This is a genomic window from Weissella sagaensis, from assembly GCF_005405285.1.
GTDB lineage: Bacteria > Bacillota > Bacilli > Lactobacillales > Lactobacillaceae > Weissella > Weissella sagaensis.
In genome coordinates this window covers 80,105-102,445 of sequence record NZ_BJDT01000001.1, presented here as the reverse complement: position 1 = coordinate 102,445, position 22,341 = coordinate 80,105, and the positions used below count along the sequence as shown (strand labels likewise).

General features: G+C 35.0%; 22 protein-coding genes. 8 read left to right on the top strand and 14 right to left on the bottom strand.

The genetic code is table 11. The features are described from left to right. Positions 1-18: 18 nt before the first annotated feature. The 4 genes from FFM55_RS00485 to FFM55_RS00470 all read right to left on the bottom strand — a co-directional run bounded on the left by FFM55_RS00485 (position 19) and on the right by FFM55_RS00470 (position 3,646). Positions 19-1,188, bottom strand: coding sequence for a hypothetical protein (locus FFM55_RS00485; protein WP_042492193.1), 1,170 nt, complete (start codon positions 1,186-1,188; stop codon positions 19-21). Between the two features lie 198 nt (positions 1,189-1,386). Then, positions 1,387-2,061, bottom strand: coding sequence for an ABC transporter ATP-binding protein (locus FFM55_RS00480; protein WP_137600354.1), 675 nt, complete (start codon positions 2,059-2,061; stop codon positions 1,387-1,389). Positions 2,062-2,063: 2 nt separating this feature from the next. Then, positions 2,064-3,119, bottom strand: a complete 1,056-nt coding sequence (locus FFM55_RS00475; RefSeq protein ID WP_042492197.1) for an ABC transporter permease — start codon at positions 3,117-3,119, stop codon at positions 2,064-2,066. 17 nt (positions 3,120-3,136) lie between these two features. Further along, positions 3,137-3,646 (bottom strand): TetR/AcrR family transcriptional regulator, encoded by a 510-nt coding sequence (locus FFM55_RS00470; RefSeq protein ID WP_042492198.1) that lies wholly within the window; start codon positions 3,644-3,646, stop codon positions 3,137-3,139. 236 nt (positions 3,647-3,882) lie between these two features. Here FFM55_RS00470 and FFM55_RS00465 point away from each other — a divergent pair, with 236 nt between their 5' ends. Continuing rightward, entirely contained in the window at positions 3,883-4,557 is a 675-nt protein-coding gene (locus FFM55_RS00465; protein WP_042492199.1) for a matrixin family metalloprotease, read from the top strand. A 106-nt stretch (positions 4,558-4,663) separates the two neighbouring features. On the opposite strand, the gene FFM55_RS00460 is transcribed toward FFM55_RS00465, so the two are convergent. The 5 genes from FFM55_RS00460 to FFM55_RS00440 form a co-directional block, all read right to left on the bottom strand. Continuing rightward, positions 4,664-5,419 carry a MerR family transcriptional regulator gene (locus FFM55_RS00460; protein ID WP_137600353.1) on the bottom strand — a complete coding sequence of 252 codons (756 nt, stop codon included), beginning with the start codon at positions 5,417-5,419 and terminating at the stop codon, positions 4,664-4,666. A gap of 157 nt (positions 5,420-5,576) precedes the next feature. Further along, positions 5,577-6,764 carry a niacin permease NiaP gene (niaP, locus tag FFM55_RS00455; protein ID WP_507772743.1) on the bottom strand — a complete coding sequence of 396 codons (1,188 nt, stop codon included), beginning with the start codon at positions 6,762-6,764 and terminating at the stop codon, positions 5,577-5,579. A 110-nt stretch (positions 6,765-6,874) separates the two neighbouring features. Further along, the gene (locus FFM55_RS00450; RefSeq protein ID WP_042492203.1) at positions 6,875-7,384 is read right to left on the bottom strand and encodes a transcription repressor NadR; all 510 of its coding nucleotides are present in this window, start codon (positions 7,382-7,384) and stop codon (positions 6,875-6,877) included. Between the two features lie 130 nt (positions 7,385-7,514). Further along, entirely contained in the window at positions 7,515-7,775 is a 261-nt protein-coding gene (locus tag FFM55_RS00445) for a hypothetical protein (RefSeq protein WP_042492204.1), read from the bottom strand. 95 nt (positions 7,776-7,870) lie between these two features. Then, positions 7,871-9,001, bottom strand: coding sequence for a vitamin B12 independent methionine synthase (locus FFM55_RS00440; protein WP_137600352.1), 1,131 nt, complete (start codon positions 8,999-9,001; stop codon positions 7,871-7,873). Between the two features lie 507 nt (positions 9,002-9,508). Between FFM55_RS00440 and FFM55_RS00435 the strand changes: the two genes are divergently transcribed. Continuing rightward, positions 9,509-10,198, top strand: a complete 690-nt coding sequence (locus tag FFM55_RS00435) for a 1,4-beta-N-acetylmuramidase (RefSeq protein WP_137600351.1) — start codon at positions 9,509-9,511, stop codon at positions 10,196-10,198. A 93-nt stretch (positions 10,199-10,291) separates the two neighbouring features. On the opposite strand, the gene FFM55_RS00430 is transcribed toward FFM55_RS00435, so the two are convergent. The 3 genes from FFM55_RS00430 to guaD all read right to left on the bottom strand — a co-directional run bounded on the left by FFM55_RS00430 (position 10,292) and on the right by guaD (position 14,605). After that, positions 10,292-11,644, bottom strand: coding sequence for an MFS transporter (locus FFM55_RS00430; RefSeq protein ID WP_042492207.1), 1,353 nt, complete (start codon positions 11,642-11,644; stop codon positions 10,292-10,294). 226 nt (positions 11,645-11,870) lie between these two features. Next, complete coding sequence (locus FFM55_RS00425) at positions 11,871-13,211, bottom strand: uracil-xanthine permease family protein (RefSeq protein WP_042492209.1); 1,341 nt, start codon at positions 13,209-13,211, stop codon at positions 11,871-11,873. A gap of 50 nt (positions 13,212-13,261) precedes the next feature. Further along, entirely contained in the window at positions 13,262-14,605 is a 1,344-nt protein-coding gene (guaD, locus tag FFM55_RS00420) for a guanine deaminase (RefSeq protein WP_081839277.1), read from the bottom strand. Positions 14,606-14,816: 211 nt separating this feature from the next. Between guaD and FFM55_RS00415 the strand changes: the two genes are divergently transcribed. Genes FFM55_RS00415 through FFM55_RS00405 form a run of 3 tightly spaced genes read left to right on the top strand, consistent with a single transcriptional unit; the run spans position 14,817 to position 16,663 of the window. Then, complete coding sequence (locus tag FFM55_RS00415; protein ID WP_042492211.1) at positions 14,817-15,377, top strand: biotin transporter BioY; 561 nt, start codon at positions 14,817-14,819, stop codon at positions 15,375-15,377. A 10-nt stretch (positions 15,378-15,387) separates the two neighbouring features. Continuing rightward, the gene (locus tag FFM55_RS00410) at positions 15,388-16,365 is read left to right on the top strand and encodes a biotin--[acetyl-CoA-carboxylase] ligase (RefSeq protein WP_307722219.1); all 978 of its coding nucleotides are present in this window, start codon (positions 15,388-15,390) and stop codon (positions 16,363-16,365) included. Next, positions 16,310-16,663, top strand: coding sequence for a CHY zinc finger protein (locus FFM55_RS00405; RefSeq protein WP_081839278.1), 354 nt, complete (start codon positions 16,310-16,312; stop codon positions 16,661-16,663). The genes FFM55_RS00410 and FFM55_RS00405 overlap by 56 nt, the downstream gene beginning before the upstream one ends. A 70-nt stretch (positions 16,664-16,733) precedes the next feature. Here FFM55_RS00405 and FFM55_RS00400 read toward each other — a convergent pair whose 3' ends face one another. Beyond that, positions 16,734-18,263, bottom strand: a complete 1,530-nt coding sequence (locus tag FFM55_RS00400; protein WP_042492215.1) for an FGGY-family carbohydrate kinase — start codon at positions 18,261-18,263, stop codon at positions 16,734-16,736. Positions 18,264-18,342: 79 nt separating this feature from the next. Next, positions 18,343-19,122 carry an SDR family oxidoreductase gene (locus tag FFM55_RS00395; protein WP_042492218.1) on the bottom strand — a complete coding sequence of 260 codons (780 nt, stop codon included), beginning with the start codon at positions 19,120-19,122 and terminating at the stop codon, positions 18,343-18,345. 226 nt (positions 19,123-19,348) lie between these two features. On the opposite strand from FFM55_RS00395, the gene FFM55_RS00390 reads away from it, so the two are divergent. The 3 genes from FFM55_RS00390 (at position 19,349) to FFM55_RS00380 (ending at position 22,336) form a co-directional block, all read left to right on the top strand. Next, positions 19,349-20,479, top strand: a complete 1,131-nt coding sequence (locus FFM55_RS00390) for an ROK family protein (protein ID WP_042492220.1) — start codon at positions 19,349-19,351, stop codon at positions 20,477-20,479. Positions 20,480-20,665: 186 nt separating this feature from the next. Next, entirely contained in the window at positions 20,666-22,081 is a 1,416-nt protein-coding gene (locus tag FFM55_RS00385; RefSeq protein WP_137600349.1) for a glycoside-pentoside-hexuronide (GPH):cation symporter, read from the top strand. Between the two features lie 15 nt (positions 22,082-22,096). After that, positions 22,097-22,336 (top strand): hypothetical protein, encoded by a 240-nt coding sequence (locus tag FFM55_RS00380; RefSeq protein ID WP_042492223.1) that lies wholly within the window; start codon positions 22,097-22,099, stop codon positions 22,334-22,336. Positions 22,337-22,341 lie beyond the last annotated feature (5 nt).

Sequence of the window (22,341 nt, the reverse complement as noted above, 5' to 3'; positions counted from 1 at the left end):
ATTTTTCCCCCAAAAAAATTACAATAACTTCAAAAATACTGACGCAATAATTACTGATGCTACTGATACTGTTGCAAAACCACCAACCAACATCTTCGGCATCATATAGCTTGTTAAGTAAGATCTCTCATTTTCATCAGTCGTTAAATGACCAATAACCTCATTTGTTAACACATAATCAGCCGGAAAACCAAATAATGCAGTTAATGAAGAAGCAAATGCCATTTCTTTACTCATTTTCATAGGCTTTGACAAAACCCATGAAGCAACAAACATTCCAAAAATACCAAGTATAATTAGTACCACGATTTGAATTAGAATTGTGCCCAACATGTCTGGTGTTGTCACACTTAATTGTGACAACACATATGCCATCAAACCATACATCAACCAATTAAATACTTTAGTCTTATTCAAAATTTCTTTTTCTAGAAAACCAATTTGATGTCCAACAACACCCAGAACAAGTGCAATCACGTTTGCATTAATTGCACCATTCATCAAACCAGCTAACCAAATTGATAGCAACCCAACTACGCCAACTTTAGCTAACATAAAAGCACTAGTATTATACTTTGCTGGTAATTTAAATAATGCTTTTGGCTCCGTATCAACAGCTTCCTTCTCAGCAACTGTAACTTGTGGATTACCACGATATTCACGTAATAAGCGACGACCTTCTTTTTTCAACATCACTGATGTTAGTGGATAACCAATCATACTATGCATAATAAACATTGAGACCGGTAACGCAACTAAGGACGATAACCCAGCTGCCTTCAGACCATCCGTCATAAGTAATGCTGATACTAAACCACCCGTTAATGGTGGGATTGCTGCAATCACTGTATGCCAATCAAACAAGACGGTTCCAATTGTCAACGTTAAAATAATCGTTCCCAGTGTTCCGGACAAAGCAATCGTTACTGCGCGCCACTGGTTTAACAACTGACGTATATTCATCATAGTTCCTAAATGAACTAATAAAATCGGAATACAAACCCCAACAAATTCACCACCAAATGATGCCTTAGCAACTATATCCTTAGGTAGGATTGTCCAAAACCCAATAGTAAATAAAACTGCCGAAATAAAAATTGATGGTACATAAGCTTTAGTTAAAGATGACACCCATTCACCCACAAACATAAAAACCATAACAATTAAAAATGCCCCTAAAAATTCCATAAACGCCCTCTTTCTCATTGAAATATTATTTTATTATAATATTTTTAATTTAGCGTTTTGTAAACCATTTTTTAATAATCTTAATAAATTCCTCATTTTATTGATGTTATTATTTAAATTACATTATTATCGTTATCCAATTCCAATTAAAAAGCCTCAAAAATTTTTTCTGAGGCTTTTAATGGAAAAATACTGTATTTAATTTTTCTGTGTCAAATAACCATCCGTCATTTCATATAAATGATTTGCAGCCGCCATCAATCGTGAATCATGAGTCACAACTACGACTGACTTGTGATGTTTTACTGCTAAATCCTTTAGAAGTTTAGCAACAACAACAACACGTGAGCTATCCAGTGCTGCTGTCGGTTCATCTGCTAAAATAATCGATGGATTTGGATACAACGCACGTGCAATAGCTACTCGTTGCTGCTGTCCTCCTGACAATTCACCAGGAAATTTATCCAGCAATTCCTTTATATCTAACATTTCTAACACGTTATTTAATTCATCTTCAGTAAGATTAGCTTCAGGCTTTACTTTATCAACTAATTTGAACTGATCTGCAACTGTTAGATAAGGTAATAAATGATAAGCTTGTAACACAAAACCAATTGATTCTAACCTAACTTGATCCCGTTCTTTTTTAGAAAGATCTGTATAATTCGTACCATTCACTGAGACAGTACCACTTGTTGGGGTCAATAACCCACCAATAATTGTCAAGAAGGTACTTTTACCAGAGCCAGATGGCCCCATTATTAAGTTGAGCGTACCCGGTTCTGCAGTAAAATTCACATCATGCAAGACATGCACTTTTGCTGTACCGTTACCATAAATTTGATTAACATTTTGAACAGATAATGAATCCATATTTAACCTCCAATCGCCGAAACGGGGTCAATTTTCAAGACTGACCTAACTGGTATTAAGCTACCAATTAAGGCCATCAACAATAATCCCAAACCAACACCGCCGAGAACAGGGATATCAAAGGCAACCGGTACAGATGCTGGCATTATCACTGCTGTTAAGGCTGTTAACCCGGTTGCTATCATTAGCCCACAAATGACTAGTAAAATTGATTGTGAAATGGTTGCCTTAACTAAAACCTTGCTAGGGACACCTTGTGCTCGTAAAACAGCGTAATTTGGTATTTTTTGCATCGTCAAAATATAAAGAAATACAGCAATAATAATCAATGAAATGACCATTAAAAAGCCAATCATTAATACAAATGTTGCCGTTTGGGCTTGATAACCTGGTAGTTTATCAATAACTTGTTGTTTGGTGTAAGTTTTAACACCCGTATTATTATTTTGATAATGCGCATTTTTAGAAACAACTGCCGATGCAACTGGCCCTGAGGTCATGCCACGTAAATGCTGCCACGTGTTTAATTGACCATACACAATTGGTGCAATATTCAATTTTGCACCTTCAGTAAAGCCAACAATCGTATATTTTTGTTTATCATCATTCAAGGTTAATTGACTACCTAATTTATAACCTGATGTTTTAAATGCTGTATCAACAACAATTTCATGAGCACCGTTCACATTATGCCCACTTTCAAGTTTTATATTTTTATAAACAAATTGTGTATCCTTTAAGCCAATAAATACAGCGGATAATTGTTTATGTTGATTAGATTTTGCAACAACCGATGTTTGACCAATAACAGCTTCTTGATTACTTAGCTTACCAACATTATCAGCGCTTAAAAATGACTGGCGCATATCTACATTGGCATTAGCATTCAAGGTAATCTGGTTGACATGCCATGAGTTAATCGCATCTGTATTTTGTCTGGCTAATCCTAATGCTAAACTTGTCAAAATAAAGATAAGATAACCAATCAACACAATCATAGCTACGATTAAACTTGACCGTAATTTTTCTTTTCTAATTTCTTTAAGTGCTAGAAACATAATTTTTCCTTTACTTGTTAATTTCTCGTTAGTACAAATCGTAATTGTGCTAATCGTTCTGAAATTGTACCTGGATCTAGGATAATATCTTTAATTGTTTGGTGGTATAAAAGCGTAATTGCCCACTGGTTAGCGCTCTTATCTCCAGAAAACATCTTAGATGGTTCATTACCCAAAAATCCTTCATTATAGCGATAATGTAATTCAATTAAATCACGATATCCCGTCTTATCAGTTTCTTGAACAAAACGTTTGATCGATTCAATATAGGTTTCAACATTATCAGTAGTTGGAACAGTCGGCATTGATTTATGAATTTCGTATAATGCAATATTCAATACATAGTGATACGCATCCGTTAAATCACTAAAATACTTATAAAAAGCGCCTCGTGCAATCCCAGCATCCGCAACAATTCGTGCTACCTGGGCTTGTGCTAGCGGATATGTTGAAAATTCATGCAACAATGCCTGTCTAATTCGCAATTGTTTATCATCTGCTAAATGTTCAAAAGTATTTGAAACCATAATTTATCCCCGCTTTCTAAAAAAAGGTGACGCCGTGTCACTTATCTATGGTGCTAGTATATCAAAAAGTGACACCGTGTCAACATTATTGTTTTATTTATTAATTTACTGAAATATCTTAGTCAAATCTTTCTATCAATCAGCTCACCAAAGTATCTATAAGGTTTCTCTTAATTTGATATACTATAATTTAAGTTGTTTACACCATGGTCTAGGTGTACAGAAAGGTAACCACAATGAAATTTTTTAAAGGCATCATACTTATCATTGTTGCCCTCGTTGGCTACAATTGGGTAACAACGCCAACGGTTAGCCAACAAATTAATAGTGAATTAAGTGGTTTAATTACCAATTTAAAATCATGGTCAAATGAGCTACCTATTGCTACTAAAAAACAAGGCGAAACACAGCCTGACAAAGGTAGCCAGACTGATGACGATATTGAATCAATTGTTCGGGGTAAAAAACTATCTAACGTTTACACTTATAAGTTTGATAATAACGTGCCACAACAAACCCAACACATATTTTTACAAGCCATGGATATCTATAATGAAACTGGTATTGTAAAGATTACGGCGCAAGAACAAAGTGATTCAAAAAACACGCTCACATTGGGGGTCTACAATAAACCTTCTCAAAATGAAAGTAATTTCCAAGAACTAGGTGTCGGTGGACCCGAAATTTATTCTCAAACTGGTTTTGTAAATATTGATTATAATCATGGTAAAGCAACATTAAATAATGCATATCCCCCACGATTATCAGCCGCTATTCATGAAGTTGGTCACGCGCTTGGATTAAATCATACAGAAAATAAAAATTCCGTTATGTATCCTGTTGATCAGGGTATTACAGCGCTATCAGAACAAGATATTAATAATCTTAGAAAGATTTATCCTACTGAATAAGTCAGATTTTGCATCAAATAAAAACCGTAAGTTGCCAGAACATTTTTGGCAACTTACGGTTTTTTACTTAATAATACTTGTTCCACGTGAAACAATGCCAACATTATCACGATGCATAATGTTGAATAATATGGTACAAAGCCTCTGCACTACCTGGTTCTTTTTCATCGTAATACATTTTAAAGCGTTCATCTTCAACATACATTGTTACGATACCTTTATGCATCTCTGCAGAATATTCTGGTAGCGTAAAACTCAGCCATAATTTGTGTAATTCAAATATTTCGTGTGCAATTTTCCCTTGCAAATCAGGTGTTACAACATACAATGCTAATTGCTCAAAAAGCTGTTTTTCAACTAATTTCATTTCATCCATATCAGCTTGTGTTAATCGTAAATATTTTTTATTAGCTTGATCTACCTGATCAGTACCATATTTTGAACGAATCTCATCCCCATACTGTTGTTCATTCTGTGTAATTTGTTGTACTTTAAATGCTGAAAATTTGTCACTAGCTGTCATGTCAATTTCTCCTTGATAATACTGCATGGTTTTCTTAATATTTAACAATAAATTTTCAATGCGTTCCCTACGAGACAAAAGCTGTTGATACTGTATGTGTAGCGCTTTTTTAACATCAAATTTTGGATCGTCTAAAATGAGTTTAATTTCTTCCAAACTAAAATCCAATTCACGATAATATAAAATTTGCTGTAATCGATTAATCTCTTCATCCCCATAAAGGCGATAACCCGATGAATTAATCATTGCTGGTTTTAATAATGAAATTTCATCATAGTACCTTAATGTCCTTGTACTAACGCCTGATAATTTAGCAACAGTTTTAATTGTATATGTCATAACTAAAAAAATATTCCTTTCACGATAAAACAATCATAAGGGGTAACGTAACGTTAAGGTCAACTAAATATTTTAAATATAGAAAAAAAGATGCATGATACGACCAAAAAGGCCTATCCCTAGTCATATAACAAGGATAGACCTTTATTTTATTTAATTAATCAATTTCTTGACCACGCGTTTCTTTACCTAAAAGTAAGATGACAACAATTGCAATAACTAAGGCCAAACTGAAAATACTAAAGATATTTGCAAACGACAAACCATGACCAATAAAGAAACCAATTGAGAGCGGACCTAACACACCTCCCAAGCGACCAAATCCTCCTGCAAAGCCATTCCCTGTTGCACGGATAGCTGCTGGATAAGATTCTGGCGTATAAGCATACATCGCACCCCAAGCACCTAGATTAAAGAATGATAATAACATACCTGAAATCATAATCATCGTTAAACTAGTAGAAAATCCAAATAGTGCTGCAAAAATAGCTGTTCCCAATAAGAATACGGCAATAACTGGTTTGCGTCCCCATTTTTCGACAAGCCATGCTGATGTAAAGTATCCTGGTAATTGTGCTAATGTCATGATGACAACATAGCCAAAACTATTAACGGTACTAAATCCTTTACCAATCAACACACTTGGTAGCCACAAAAAGATGCCATAATAAGAAAACATAATCATAAACCAAACAATCCATAGCATAATCGTTTGATGACGATATTCTTTATGGAATAACTTTTTTAGTTTAACACTAACGGATTCCCGATTACCTTTGGTTGTTCCTTTATTAATATCCTCTGGTAAATGACGACGTAAAACCAACACGTAAAATCCAGTTAATGCCGAAATAATCAAGGTTATTCGCCAACCAAATTGTGGCATCACAAAGTATGCTAACAAACTAGCAATTAACCAGCCAACCGCCCAAAAACTTTCCAATAAAACAATTATGCGACCACGCTTTTCCTTACTAACATGTTCAGAAACTAACGTCGTGGCAACAGGCAGTTCACCGCCTAGTCCAACACCAACAAAAAATCGTAAAATAATAAACCCAATAAAGCCCATTGTAAAAGCTGATAACCCAGTAGCGACTGAGAAAATCAATAACGTTGCCATCAGCATCAATTTTCGACCCTTTTGATCAGCTAAAATACCAAAAGTCACAGCGCCGACAGCCAATCCAATCGAATTTACAGATCCCAACCAACCAACTTGAACTGAAGACAGATGCCATTCTTGCTGAATTGCCACCAATATAAACGATAATAATCCCACATCCATAGCATCAAACAACCAGGCTAATCCTGTCACCGTCAACAATTTATGTATTTGACTCACAACACTTCACATTACTGACTAATTTATCGTCAGTTACTCCTAACCAGGTGTAAAGACACCCCTGTAATGTCTAATATCATAAGGCTATTGGGGTGTCTTGTCAACCTAAACTAGTCTTCGTATAAGATATGAAGTTCTTTTAAAGCAATCTTAGCTTTTTCCAAATTAGCAACATCTTCGTATTCAATGCGGTGCATATGCAACCCATCAGTTAGTGCAGACAAGGGTTCACCACTTGTTTTACTCAAATGATAAACAAATTGTTTCACATCAGTTATTGATTGAATTGCCAGTTCACCTTTCAATAGGCCATAAACTGGATGATCAACTTGTACATCGGCAATTGTTACGCCTGCATTAACAAGGGCTGTTAATTCCGCTTCAATTTGTTGTGCGTTATGTTGTACAACAATTATAGTACTATGCCGTTGCTTAGTTTGATATCGATACCCTTGCGGTGTGGCTACAATTTGTTCACCCCTAGCACGTAATAGTGCAATATCGCCCACAATTGTTTGTCGTGATACCATGAGCTGCTTTGCAAATCGATTTGCACTAATTACTGTATCTGGGTTACTTAAAGCTGCTTTAATTGCTTCTTGTCGTTGAATCCCCGTCATATTTGATTACTCCTATTATTTTCTCTTAATTATAAATATAACCCGAACAACATGATATGAAAATATATCCTCCTTATTTTCAAATAAAAATGCTAACTGATAGTTAAAAAACTATCAATTAGCATTTTAATTATGCGTTTACTAATGATAAATCAGTATAACGGATTAATTCATTATCATCTGCATCAACTGTATGTTCATCAATCATAAAATTAAATTCTTTGAGCATTTGAGCAATTTCAGCAGGACTTTTAAGCGTTATAAGTAGCTTGGGGCCTAGATCAGATGTTGTAAAAAAACCTTCTTTATCTTTTTTAAAGAAAATTTCCCCTTTCAATGGTAAAACCGTCATCATGGTTGCAATTGATATTCGCGGTGTTAACGTCATCATACTCATCCTTTCCCCAAACTAGTCTGTCCAATATTTTATCGTTACACTTATTATAACAGTTTTTCTAGAATTATTTAAGCGCTTACATTGTAACGTTAACCCCAAATTTTATTAGCAGTTTGAATGACAAAATCTAACTTATCCCACTGTTGGGCTTGCGTTAATTTGTTACCTTCTTCAGTTGAGGCAAAACCACATTGTGTTGACAGTGCCAGGTTTTCTAACGGCACAATTTTCGCAGCTTCGTTTACACGAGCAATGATAGCATCTTGATCTTCAATTTCAGGCTTTTTTGATGTGATAAGTCCCAAAACAATCCGCTTGTTCGTATCGCCCGCCCAAATTTCACCTAATGAATCAAATGAACCTGAACGATCATCATCGAATTCTAGAAAGACGCCATCATAATTTAGTTGGCCCAAATATGAAGCAACATCATCATAACCACCTGCAAACAAATAAGTTGATTGGAAATTCCCCCGACAAATATGCGTTGTAACCGTCAAATCATCAGGTAAATCAGCCAAAGCATCATTAATGACTTTCACACTATCTTGTGCAATCTTGACATATTTTTCATGTTCCGCTGCATCTGCTTGGCTATCATGTAACTTACTAATCAAAAAGGCCCAGGTTGTATCATCTAATTGCACATAACGTGCACCTAAATCATAAAAATGTTGAATCGTTTGATGATAAGCTGTCGCCAAATCAGTCAAATATTCATCATAAGTATCATAATATTTTGACCAGTTATCACTACGATTGTCCCGGAATAGCATCGTTGGTGATGGAATTGTTTGCTTTGGGGTAATTTCTGCTGGTGTAATTGATGCTAAAAATTCATAACTATCAAAAAATGGGTGATTAGGATTATAGGCAACTTTACCTACCAGTTCAACATTATCAGTTCGTGTTTGACCATCCTTAAACTTATAACTTTCATGGTAATCATATGTTGCGACTCCCTCTAGGCCCCACAAAAAATCCAAATGCCACCAAGAACGATTAAACTCACCATCAGTAATATCTTTTAATCCAAGTGAGACTTGCTTATCAACAATTTTTTTAGTTTCATCATGTTGTACTTTAGTTAATTGGTCCTCAGTAATTTCACCAGCTTCAAATTGTTGTCGTGCTGCTTTCAATGCATCTGTTCTTAAAAAACTGCCCACAATATCATAACGATTTGGAAACTTAACTTGGTTTGTTGTTGCACTTGTCATATTATTTATCCCCCGAAATTTTCTTTATAATAAAAAATATTCGGCCCAAAGACATTTTTGCCTTTGGGCCGAATATTCGCGTTACCATCCCTATTTACACTATGATTATCACAGTGCCTCATTGGCAGTTATAACGATGCCACCCGTTCAAGTTGCGTTAACTCCTTGAAAATCATCCAAGTTCATCTTCGCAATGACATATCTTGCCTGATTTCACCAACGAGGCTCTCTGTTAAAGACATCATCATCACTACTCTTCTTTTCATATTTCTAATTATTTTTTAATTTAAAAAGAGTTTAACACCATCAATTTTAAGATGCAAGTTGTATTTTGTAATTTAAGCTACTATTGCCGTCATAAAAATTCTAATAAACCTTGTTTTCAGACTTATTTGTCCCTGTTTTAAATAAAAAACAGTAACTTTTTAGAAACATTTTCGATACACATTAGTAACATAATATTCGAATTTGCGGTAAACTTATTATTATACAAAGGAGGTACACATAATGAAAATGCAACGATTTAGCAAAGCTTCATTAGTATCAGCCTTAGTAGGTGGTGCTGTTCTTAGTGGATTAGCTATCACAACAACACCTGTTTTTGCAGACACTAGCGAAAGCACTGTACAAACAACAAGGATGCAACAGGATACTCGAACTGGGTACGTTTACTCACCTGAAGTTTCTACAGCTAACGGTGGCTACAACTGGTTAGAAAACGGTCGACCTTATACTGGTTTACGTTACTATGCTGGTTCCTATTATTGGTTTGTCAACGGGGTTCGTCAAAACAATCAATGGGAACATGCTTATGGCTTAACTTACTACGTTGATAACAACGGACGTGCCGTTCAAGGTTACCAATGGATTAACGGTCAAGCCTATGATTTTGGTTCAGACAATACGTTCTATCTTCGTAAAGAAGTCCCTAATGGCTATTTAAACATTGAAGGTGTCGGTTGGCGTTGGATTGAAAATGGTCAATTATATACCGGTTTTAAAAACCATGATAATGGATTCTTCTACTACGAAGGTGGTATCTTACAAACTAATAGCTGGGTATCAGCATATGGCCATACCTACTATGTAGAAAATGATGGTCGTGCCGTCCAAGGCTACCATTACATTGATGGTCATATGTACTACTTTAGTAAAGATAATACGTACTATCTAAGGTATCAGTTACCAGATGAATAACTCACATAATGAAGGCGAGAATTAATGATAATTCATTGATTCTCGTTTTTTATAGAAAAAAAAGAAGCGAATATCTCGCTTCCCATAACCTGCTTAAGCTTCTTTAAGCATACTATTTTGCTTAATCATGATGTAAATTGCGCCACCAATAGCAATCGCTGTAAAGAGATAAATAACAATATCTGCGGCTGCCCAACCATACGTTTGTGCGATTGAAGCGACACCTAATGTACCAATCACTTCACCAAATACATACTGTGCAAATCCCATCGCTCCCGTTGACATACCAACAGCAAACTTTGGCACTGCCTCATTAACCATTAAACCAATAATCGTAATTGGCGCATAAATTAAATTACCTAATAGCAACAAGATGACGATCAAAGCAGCGTGATTAGTCACATAAAAGTAAGCTGTCAAATCAACTGCTAACAATACCAACGAACCAATCATTGCCATTGCACGACGTCCCTTCAAAAGATCAGAAATATAACCTAACAGAATAACACCGGGCACTGATGCTAATTCAAAGATTCCAAATAACCACTTAGCTTCACTTTGACTAAAACCTTTATGTTCAGTTAGATAACCTGGAATCCATGACATAATACCAAAGCGAACAACATATAATGACAATGAGACAAGAATAATTACCATAACTAACTTATTCTTCAAAATATACTTAGTAAATACCTTAAAAACAGAATCATCAGTTAATTCACTTTGAACCACCTCACCATCAACAACAACTGCCTCACCAGAGTATTCTTCAATTGTTGGTAATCCTTGTGTTGCTGGTCTATCTGAACCTAACCATAATGAGATAATTGCAATAATAACAGAGATTGCTGAGGCAGTATAAAATGAAAAGGCAACACTTGGTCCAAACATAAATACTGATAAATTAATACTTGCGACAGCAGCAAAGGCACCAAAGTTGTGCGCACTTGACCAAATTGAATAGGCTGTACCACGTGCTAAAAAGGAACCTTTTTTATGACGCCCAAACCATAATGAAATACTACGTTGTGCTGCAGCTGCGCCCATTCCTTGTAGAATAGAATTCATCAACATCAATAATAGAATTAATGTAAAACTTTTGGTTGAGCCCAAAACAACATTAATTACTGAACTAGCCAGCAACCCAAATGCAATATATCGATTAGCATTCGACCGATCAGCTAAGGTTCCCATAATCAATTTAGAAACCCCGTAACCAATTCCAAACATTGATAAGATAAATCCCATTTGCGTTAATGAAAAGCCATATGCTGCTCGAATTTCATTTTGCTGTGCTGTAAAAATTAAACGAATAATATAATAGCCAATATAAATCATTGAGGTCGACAATAACACCCGAAACTGCCATTTTTTATAACTTGACTCAACTTTATTTGGCGGCACTTGTTGCGCTGCATCCGGCAACGGTTTTAAAAAATTAAACATAAAATAACTCCCATCATACAATAACCCATTGTGATTTTTGAAAGCAGATAGTAAGCGCTTTCAATACTGATATATTAACATTTAGCTATCGTATTTACAAATATTTACACTTGTAAATTCATTATTTATTTCGGCAAATTAAAGTCCTTTATTGTTCATGAAAAAGGCATTTTTAATTGGCTTATAAAACAAAAAAAGAAGCATAAATTTATGCTTCTTTCTATACTTACTTGGCAATTGCTGACTTTGCTTCTTTTTTATTCAATACTAAATTCAAAATTACTGCCGTAACAGCAGCTACGGTAATTGGTGACCCTAGCAAGTATTGAATCATTTGTGGGGCATCATTAATGACTTTATCTGGCAAAAATACAAGTGCCAAAGTCATAACAATCGGCACTCCGATAATATAACCCTTATTACCCGTCATATTCAAATCACCGATAACGTTCAACCCACTTAACATGATAATAACAACAATGACTGCAAAAACACCCCCAACTACTGCTGCTGGAATAGCTGCTAATAGTGCCGATAACTTACCAAAAAATCCTAGTAAAATGAACCAAAAACCAGCTGCTACGAAAACACGTCGACTAGCAACACCTGTAATTGAAACAACACCTGCGTTCGTTGAATATCCTGTCATTGGTGTACTACCAAGTAAGGCTGATACCAAACAACTCATTCCCTCACCGATAATACCGTGATTCCATTGCTTATTACTGATTTTTTCTTTCGTAACTGCACTCATGGCAAACCATGTACCAGTTGTTTCAGTTGTTAAGACCACAAAAATAATAATGAACGTAATAATTGCTGATAAATTAAAATTGATGCCATAGTGTAATGCTGTAAACTTTGGCAAGCTGAACCAATCTGCGTTCAAGACTGTTGACCAATCCATTAGTCCTTTGAAACTTGCCACAATTGTACCAACCATTAGTGCAATCACAATCGATCCAATTTTAAAAATCTTTTGTAGCTTAGGCAGATACGTTCCAATTGTGATAGAAAGCAACAATGCTACCATCGTTATAACTGCTAATTCAATATTTTGGTAAATATTACCGCTAGCTTCAAAAATATTATCATTCAAAGCTGATGGTATTAACGATAACCCCACGCAAGTAATAATTGTTCCACCAACAATTGATGGTACTAACTTATTTACAATTTTTTGATAAAATCCAGAAAAGCCTAGTAGTATCAATAAAATAGCAGCAACAATACTTGACCCAATCACAGTTGCCATGCCACCATGACCAGCCCCATTTCCCATAAATACACCAACAATGGCACCAATAGGCACGTATGATGGTCCTTGTGACATAGGCATTTTCATAAACAATGATGTTTGAAATAATGTACCAATACCACATGCTAGAAATGCAACCTGTAAAAAGCCACTAGTTTGTGCTGCACTCATTGATAACAAACCTGCGATAATTAGCGGTGGCACATATACATCCATTGCTAAAACGTGTTGCAATCCTAAAAGTCCTGCCTCTGCTACAGGTACTTTATCATTTGCACCAATTAATAATCCGCTCTCTTCTTGTGCCATCAATTGTTCTCTTTCCTATTCTTAATTACTAATGTTCCATGTGAAACACTTTACTTAACAAAAATACCTTGGGTCATCACATGATCAATTTCTGCTGCTGTTGTTTGATACATCATTTTGTCAAACGTATCTTCAGGCTCTTGATGTCCAAATGTTGGATACTTTGTATGAACAATTTGTAAATCAGCAGCATACCCCACTTTGACTTGTCCTGTTGTTAAGTTAAGGCTTTGCGCACCGCCAACTGTTGCCATATAAAAAGCATTTCGAGCAGTAATTGCTGCATCTTCTTGCCCGCGCAATTCAGGAGATAACTTACTATCAACTCCTTCATCAAGCATTCGTGATGACATGATTGCCTGACGAATATTTTGGTAAATACTTGGGTCAAAGCCACCCGAAATATCAGTACCCAATCCAACCTTTACATCCTTAGCTAAAATTTTCTTAGCAGGCATAACAGCATTACCAAAATACACATTTGAAATTGGACAATGTGCAATCCCAACGCCACGATTCTTAAAACGATCGAGATCTTCATCATTAAGCAATGTGCCATGTGCCATAACTGTTTTATCAGTTAGTAATCCAAAATCATCTAAAACTGCTGCGTCTCGCTGACCATGCGTTTCAAGTGCATAACCATTTTCCCAATCACTTTCACTACAATGTGATTGAATTGGTAAATTATACTTTGTTGCTAACTGACCTAATCCTGCCAATACTTCATCTGTACAAGATGGTAGAAAGCGTGGCGTAATAACCGGTGTCACAGGTATCTTTTCATTTTTATTTAATTGCTCAACCTGATGTATAAATGCTTCGGTTTCATCTAATGCAACTTGTGCAGATTCATCACGATAATAATCAGGTGTTTGTGCTGGATTATCCATAACAACCTTCCCAACAAATCCACGTTGATGATGATCTAAGCAAGCTTTAACTAATTCAACATTACCAGTATTATCAACTGACCCAAAATAGAGTGCAGTCGTTGTACCATTTGCTAACAAAGTCTCAACTAAATTATCGTAAACTAGATGCGCATAGTCAGCATCTTTAAATTTAGCTTCTAATGGAAAAGTGTATTGATCCAACCATTCATATAATGGTCGATCTAATGCCAAACCTGCATTTGGCCATTGCGGTGCATGCACATGTAGATCGATAAATCCTGGCATAATTACCTGGTCCTTAGTTAATGCCATCAAAGTCCCTTGTTGTTCTGCCTCGTGATGTATTTTTTCATAATCACCATTATTTGGCTTTACAATATTAGCAATTTGCCCGTTTTCGTCTATACAAATTAAACTATCTATTTGATAATCTATTTGATTCTTATCAATGGCAGTATAGTAACTACCTTTTAATACCGTTTTATAGATAATATTCACCTCAAAAAATTTATGATTATTTTTTCAACACTCAAAATTATAGCAAACATTATATGTGTTTTCATTATAAATCGCAATAAATGACTAACTTTGTTATTATTTAAAATAAAATAGTTCGTGTTTTTGTTTTGTAACCCTTTTGTTGATTTAAGGGTTACAACTTAGTATAATGAATTTATTCTAAATTTTAAGGATTGGACATATATGTATTATGACAAGTCAACGAACTAAAAAATTAACCCTAGCCGCCATGATGACTGCTATTTTAATTATTTTAGGTTTTTTCCCTGGTATTCCACTAGGATTTATTCCAGTACCCATTATTATTCAAAACTTAGGCATTCTATTAACAATTGAATTATTAGGCACCAAGTATAGCCTTCTCTCAATTGGATTATTCTTAGTACTTGCTTTATTTGGTTTACCAGTCTTATCAGGTGGCCGTGGTGGCTTTGCCATCTTTCTTGGTCCAACTGGTGGTTATTTATTGGGTTGGTTACTAGTACCGCTCGTACTTGGCACAATCTTACACATTCTAAAACAACACCAACATTTATCATGGTGGTTAGAATTTATTATTGTCGTTGTGGCTGGTGTTTTATTTATTGATCTAATCGGTTCAATTTGGCTATCCGTACAATCACACATGCCCCTAGGGACAGCACTTATTTCTAACCTTGCCTTCCTTCCTGGTGATATCATTAAAGCAGGTTTAGCCGTTTTCTTAGCAAGGCGCTTAAGAAAACTCCCAAGTTTACAAACGATATTTTAAAAGGAGCATGATGGTGACAACAACAAAACAAAAAGTTTTATTTGAACTATTAGCACATAAAGGGGACTGGTTATCTGGTGATCAATTGGCAACTGATTTAAATGTTAGCCGTGAAAGTATCTGGAAAGCGATCAATGCTTTAAAAAAGAAAGCGCATCAAATTGAGAGTCGTAAAAATTTAGGTTATCAATATATTGAAACGCCTTTTTTAGATGAAGATATCGTCAACTATTACATGGATAAACAATTGATAGATGCCATGTTTGTTGAGAAAGCAGTTACTTCTACACAACATTTAGCCAAACAATACTTAACAACGCATACTATTAGCAAGCCTGCCTTTTTTGCTGCTGAAACACAATCAGCAGGTTACGGGCGGCGTGGTCGCCATTTTTATTCGCCTGCCACAAGTGGTCTTTATTTTACAATAATCTTACCCAATACGACTGATAACTGGAATCAAGTTGGCTTATTAACGACTAATATGGCTGTTGTTATCGCCCAAACATTAGAATCATTTTTCCCAAAAGAACAAATCGATTTAAAGTGGGTAAATGACTTATTTATTAATAATAAAAAAGTCGGCGGCATTATTACGGAAGCTAATGTTGAACTTGAATCTAATTCTGTTTCAGCTTTCATCATGGGTGTTGGCCTAAATCTAACGACCAAGGACTTTCCTGATAATTTAGCCGATATTGCTCAAAGTATCAACAAATCAACTACTATTAATCGCAATCTCTTATTAGCAACATTAATTAAAAATATTATCAATACCTATTACCACGGTGACTTTACGACGCTATTAGCTGAATATCGGCGTCGTTCCAACGTTATTGGAAAACACGTCACATTAAAATTAGGGAATCAAACTATCAAAGGAACTGCCAAACAAATTGCCAGTGATGGTGGTTTAATTATTGAGGATGAAAATGGCAATACAAAATCATTTACAAGTGGCGAAGTTATCAAAACCAACGTCCAATAAGCATGAAATATATGGGTTAAATCTAGATGACGATGGTCGTTGCCAACACTACCACAGCCAGCAAGATGTCGTTGCATTAGCTTGTGCCCAATGCCAACAATTTTTTGCCTGCTATTTATGTCATGACGCATTAAAAGACCACTCATTTGTCCCAGTTGATAAAGCTTGTAATGCAATTTTATGTGGTCATTGTCGGCACACCATGAATTTTCAAGCATACTCACAAAACGCCTGCCCTATATGTCATTATGATTTTAATCCTAAATGTAAATTGCATTATGCGATTTATTTTAAATAAAAAAGATGTGAACCGTTTAATCCTGGCTCACATCTTTTTTCGTATTTTAAATGTGTAAATATCTTATAGTTTATTTATTAATCTCTGTTAGAAGACTCATGTCATCTTTCAAATCAGTATACAATTTTTTGTATAATTTGAAAGATTTATTATAGGTTTCATGATTTTTCTTGTTGGGAGTAACTTTTTCACCCAAAACTTGCCATCCTTTAACCTGATTTAAGGATAACGTATTTGTTGCAAGTCCTGCTAAAATAACGTCTCCCAAATTGGCTTCAGCATCTTCAAGCGGCGTACGCACGGCATAACCTGTAACATCTGCAAACATCTGTACCCAATCCCTGGAGTTCGTAACACCTCCAGCAATTACGATATAATCGCCTAGATTTTCATTCGTCAATTCAATTGAATGACGCAACGCGTATGCTACTGCTTCTTGAAATGCATGATAAATATGTGCTTTACTGTGCGATAGTGATAAGCCAAACAATAACCCTTTAGCATCTGAATTCCATACTGGTGCACGTTCCCCCATAAAATAAGGCAAAACAACCAATCCATCACTACCTGCTGGTATATTTTCAGCTTCTTTGCCTAATGCAACATAAGCATTTACGCCACCATTTTTTTGCTCTGCTACTTCAAGTTGTGCAAAATTATCACGGAACCATTTCGTTATGCCACCTGCAGTAGCTGAACCACTAAAATTATAATTTAGATCCTGCGAATTATATGGATATGGCCAAACAATAAGCCCTTTATTTTTAATTGGCTTTTCACTAACTAATGCTGCATTCATTGATGTACCAATAGCCGCAACGTAACGTCCTGGTTCTAATACTCCCATACCGACATTTGCAGCACCAACATCAACACCACCAACAATCACAGGAACTCCAGGCGTAAGCCCTAATTCATTAGCAGTTTCTGCTGTTATATAACCTGCAATATCATTACCAGTAACTAAATTATCAGGCATCATTGTATGAGGAATCCCTAATGCATCTAGCATCTCATCTGACCAAGCATTTTGGTTAATATCGTATATACCTCCAATATTACCTGCTGCAGAATGATTAACTGCTGTAACACCTGTCAAACTTTTAACAATAAATGTATCTGGTGGTAAAAATTCTTTAATACGTTGCCAATTTTCAGGCTCGTTATCTTTAATCCATAAAATTTTTGTATAACCATAATAAGGATCAACAACATCATTTCCCGTAATATTTGATAAATGATCAAGGTCGATATTATTTTTAATCCACTGAACTTGCTTTTCAGCACGCCTGTCCATCCAAATAAGAGTTGGTCGAACTTCCTTACCCTCTGAATCAACAGGAACACCTGCACCACCATAAAGGGCTGAAATTCCAATCCCTTTAATATCAGAAGCATTTACTTTACTTTTTTCAATAACTTGCTTAATAGTTTGTTTAGCACCATCTAGCCACACTTGAGCCCATTGTTCAGCCCATAAATTTTTAGGTGTTAAAACATCGTATTCAACCAAAGATTGTGCAACAAGGTTACCATCAGTATCCATTAACACACTCTTTGCACCAGATGTTCCAACATCGGTTCCAATTAGATAATTCATATTTATTCAATGTCCTTATAAAATATTTTCAGAAAATATGTTTAGTGGCCTAGGAAGTAGTCACAACTTTATTTAATGCTTACCAAGCGGTAAAGGCTCCGTCAATTTGGAAATCAGCACCAGTAGCAAAGCTACTAGTATCTGAAGCTAAGTAAACAGCAATTCCTTGCAATTCTTCAGGCTTACCCATACGTTCCATAGGTGCCCAATCATTCCAAATCTTAATAAGTGGTTTAAGTGCTTCGGAACTAAGTGTCAAATCCGTTGCCATATATCCAGGTGATATCGTATTTACGCGAACCCCTTTCTTAGCCCATTCAATAGCTAATGACTTAGAAAGTTGGATAACACCTGCTTTAGAAGCATTATATGAGGCTTGTGGTTGTGGTCGGTTAACAATATGAGCTGACATAGAAGCCGTATTAATAATTGAGCCACCACCGTGTTCAATCATGTACTTTCCCGCTGCTTGTGATGTTAAGAAAATACCATTCAAATTCAGATTAATTACCTTTTGCCATTGTTCAAAAGATGTTTCAGTTGCTGGTGTATTAATTACCATACCTGCATTATTAAACGCAACATCTAATCCACCCAGTTCAGTGACAATTGTTTTAATCATTTTATCTACTTCTTCTGGACTAGTAACATCAGCTTTTACAGCGATTACCTTACGCCCCGTAGATTCTGCAATTTCATTAGCAGTTTCCTGTGCCTTTTCAAGTTGGATATCTACAATAGCAATATCAGCACCAGCTTCTGCCAAACCTTGTGCCATAGATTTACCTAAACCTTGTGCCCCACCAGTAACATAGATTTTTTTACCGTCTAGACGCAAACGATCATTAATTGTCGTCATAATAAACCTCACATTATAAATTTTAATTTTTTGTATTCTATAATAATGAATTTCCAATTAAGCGCTAGTTATGTAAAATCACTTTATTTAATATAGTCACAGTTTATGACAGCGTTTTCATAATGTCAACTAATTTATATAAAATCACTTTACTTAATTGAGAGAAATTGCGTATAAAACCCAGTAGTGATAAGCTTTTGGTATATCTATATTTCGGGAGGAAATTATGAAAGACCAAGGAATGAAAAGCATACAAAAAAATAATTTTTCCGAAACATTTCACTTGTTTTTTCAACATGACCGAGTTTCAAAACAGGTTATATCAGATAATTTAGGACATAGTTTACCAACAATTACGAGTAATTTAAAAAAGTTATTAGATCGCAACCTAATTGTCAAAGATGGTGAATTTACGACCAAAAAAACTGGTCGTCCTGCACAAGCATATAAATTAAATAATAATGCATTTATAAGTTTAGGAATGGCTATATTTGGTGATTACATACTACTTGTTGCTTTAAATACTCGTGGAGAATTATTTGCTGAATGCAAATCAAATATTGTATTTAAAAATATAGATAATTATTATTACAAAATTTCACAGGTAGTTAAATCATTTATTATTCAAGAAAATATTGATGAAAATTGTATTACTGGCTTGGGAATTGGTATTCAAGGATTAGTATCACAAAATCAAAAGAATATTATTTATAGTCAAATTTTACCTATGCAAGGCGTGACAACGGATGTTTTACAACGGTATTTATCATTTCCCGTCACCTTTTTACACGATGCTGATGCTGTTGCTTTAGCTGAAGAACGTATTTCTACGCATCGTGAGGATGCCATTTACTTATCAATTGGCCCACATTTAGGGACAGCTATGATGGTAGATGGAAAAATATATAATGGTTCTCGTGGACGTTCGGGGACGATGGAACATATTACAATTGCAATGAATGACAAACGTCCATGTTATTGTGGCCGATATAACTGTATCGAGACATATATTGCTATTAATGCTCTTTTAAGTGATGGTGAAGAGACTTTGTCACAATTTTTTAATCTAGTTTATCAAGGAGATGAGCCTACTTTACAAAGATGGCATCAATATCTAGATAACGTTTCTGAAGCAATTATGAATTTACATATGTTTGTTGATTCACCAATCGTCTTAGCTGGCGAACTATCAATGTACTTAAGGCCTTATGATATAGATTATTTGGAAAATCGCATCTCAAAGATTAGCGTATTTCCAAAAGAAAACCCTTATTTATCAATTGGAAAAGCTCATAATCATCCTGTTGCCGTTGGGGCAGCACTACCATTTGTTAAAAAATTTATTGAAAATATTTAAAATAATCTGTTTGAACATCTGAATATGATTATTCCGTGAATAATTCACGAAAAAAGTTGCACTCTAGAATTTGATTTGCTAATATACAACATGTAAGCGTTTACTTTCTTCGGAACGCTTATGAATTTTTAGAAATTTAGTGGCCTAGGAACCAATACTAAAAATTCATTTACTGAGGAAAAAACGATGAAAAAATATATGTCATTTGCGCTTGGGGCATTTGGACACGATGCATTTTATAATACTTTAAGCTTATATTTTGTAATGTTTGTTACTAGTCAACTGTTTACAACAAACGATGCAGGTTTTAATTCAAGAATGATCGGATACGTCACACTATTAATGACCGTTATCCGTGTTGCTGAAATTATGTTTGATCCAATGATTGGTGGTGCTGTTGATAATACTAAGACTAGATGGGGGAAATTCAAACCTTGGTTACTAGCTGGTACAATTATTGCATCTTTAATGTTAATTCTAATATTTACTGATTTTGGTGGCCTTGCTCTAAGCAAACCAATGCTTTATTTAGTATTATTTGGTATTGCATTTTTAATTCTGGATGTTTTTTATTCATTTAGTGACATTGCCTTATGGTCGATGTTACCTGCATTATCAATGGATAGTAAAGAACGCACGAAATTTGGTACCTTCTCACGTTTTGGATCTACATTAGGTGCACAAAGCGTTATTATTGTTATCGTTCCATTAGTTACCCTATTTTCTGGTATGTTTGGTGCTAAACAAGGCGAACAAAATTCTATGGGATGGTTAGGTTATGCTATCGTCATTGGATTACTTGCCTCTTTAGGTGCCATTTTCTTGGCACGAAATGTTAAGGAAGATAAAAATCTAATTCGAGAAAATGTTGAACATACACGATTCCGTGATGTATTTAAGGTTATTGGTTCTAATGACCAATTAATGTGGCTTGCATTGAGTTATTTCTTATTTGCCTTTAGTTACGTTATTAACAACTCACTTCTTTTGTACTATTTCCGTTACGTATTAGGGCACGCAGAAGCATATTCATATATTGGTATTATTACCTGTGTATTGGGTGTTGTTTCAGTTGCTTCATTCCCAGCATTAGCAGAAAAAATTTCACGTAAATATGTATATATTGGCGGAATTGGTTTGATGTTCCTTGGATTCATACTATTTGCCTTTGCAGGTCAGAACTTGTTCTTGGCATTGTTAGCTGCTTCAATTATTTTCTTCCCATACCCAATGATATTCTTGTCAACATTAATGACAATTAGTGATTTGGTCGAATACGGACAATTAAAAAGTGGTAAACGAAACGAAGCTGTTACACTTTCAGTACGTCCTTTAATCGATAAATTAGCTGGTGCTTTCTCCAACGGTATCGTTGGATTAGTTGCAATTGGGGCTGGTATGACAGGTAATGTAAAGCCAAGTGATATTTCTGCTTCAGGATTAATACAATTTAAAACATTTATGTTTTATATCCCCATGATTTTGCTAATTATTTCTGCATTTATTTTCTTTAAAAAAGTTACATTAACAGAAAAAAAGCACGACGATGTTGTGAGAGCTTTGCGACAAAAGCTTGGTGATAGTTCGGCTGAATCAAATTAAGCGGGAGAATTTATTATGAAAAAAGATATGGTGACGTTAGATCCTGAATCTTTTGCACTAGCATTACTAGGTGGTAATGTACAAAAAAAAGATGAAGATAACAAAATTTATATAAAAAGACAATTAACTTTATATCTAGAAGCACTGTTAGTAGCACAAGATTTTAATAATTTAGAAGATAGTCAACTAGAAGCTGTTCGTGATTCAAGAAAAAATAAAATTTTAGAAAAATTAATTGATCATCGATATAGTTAAAAATA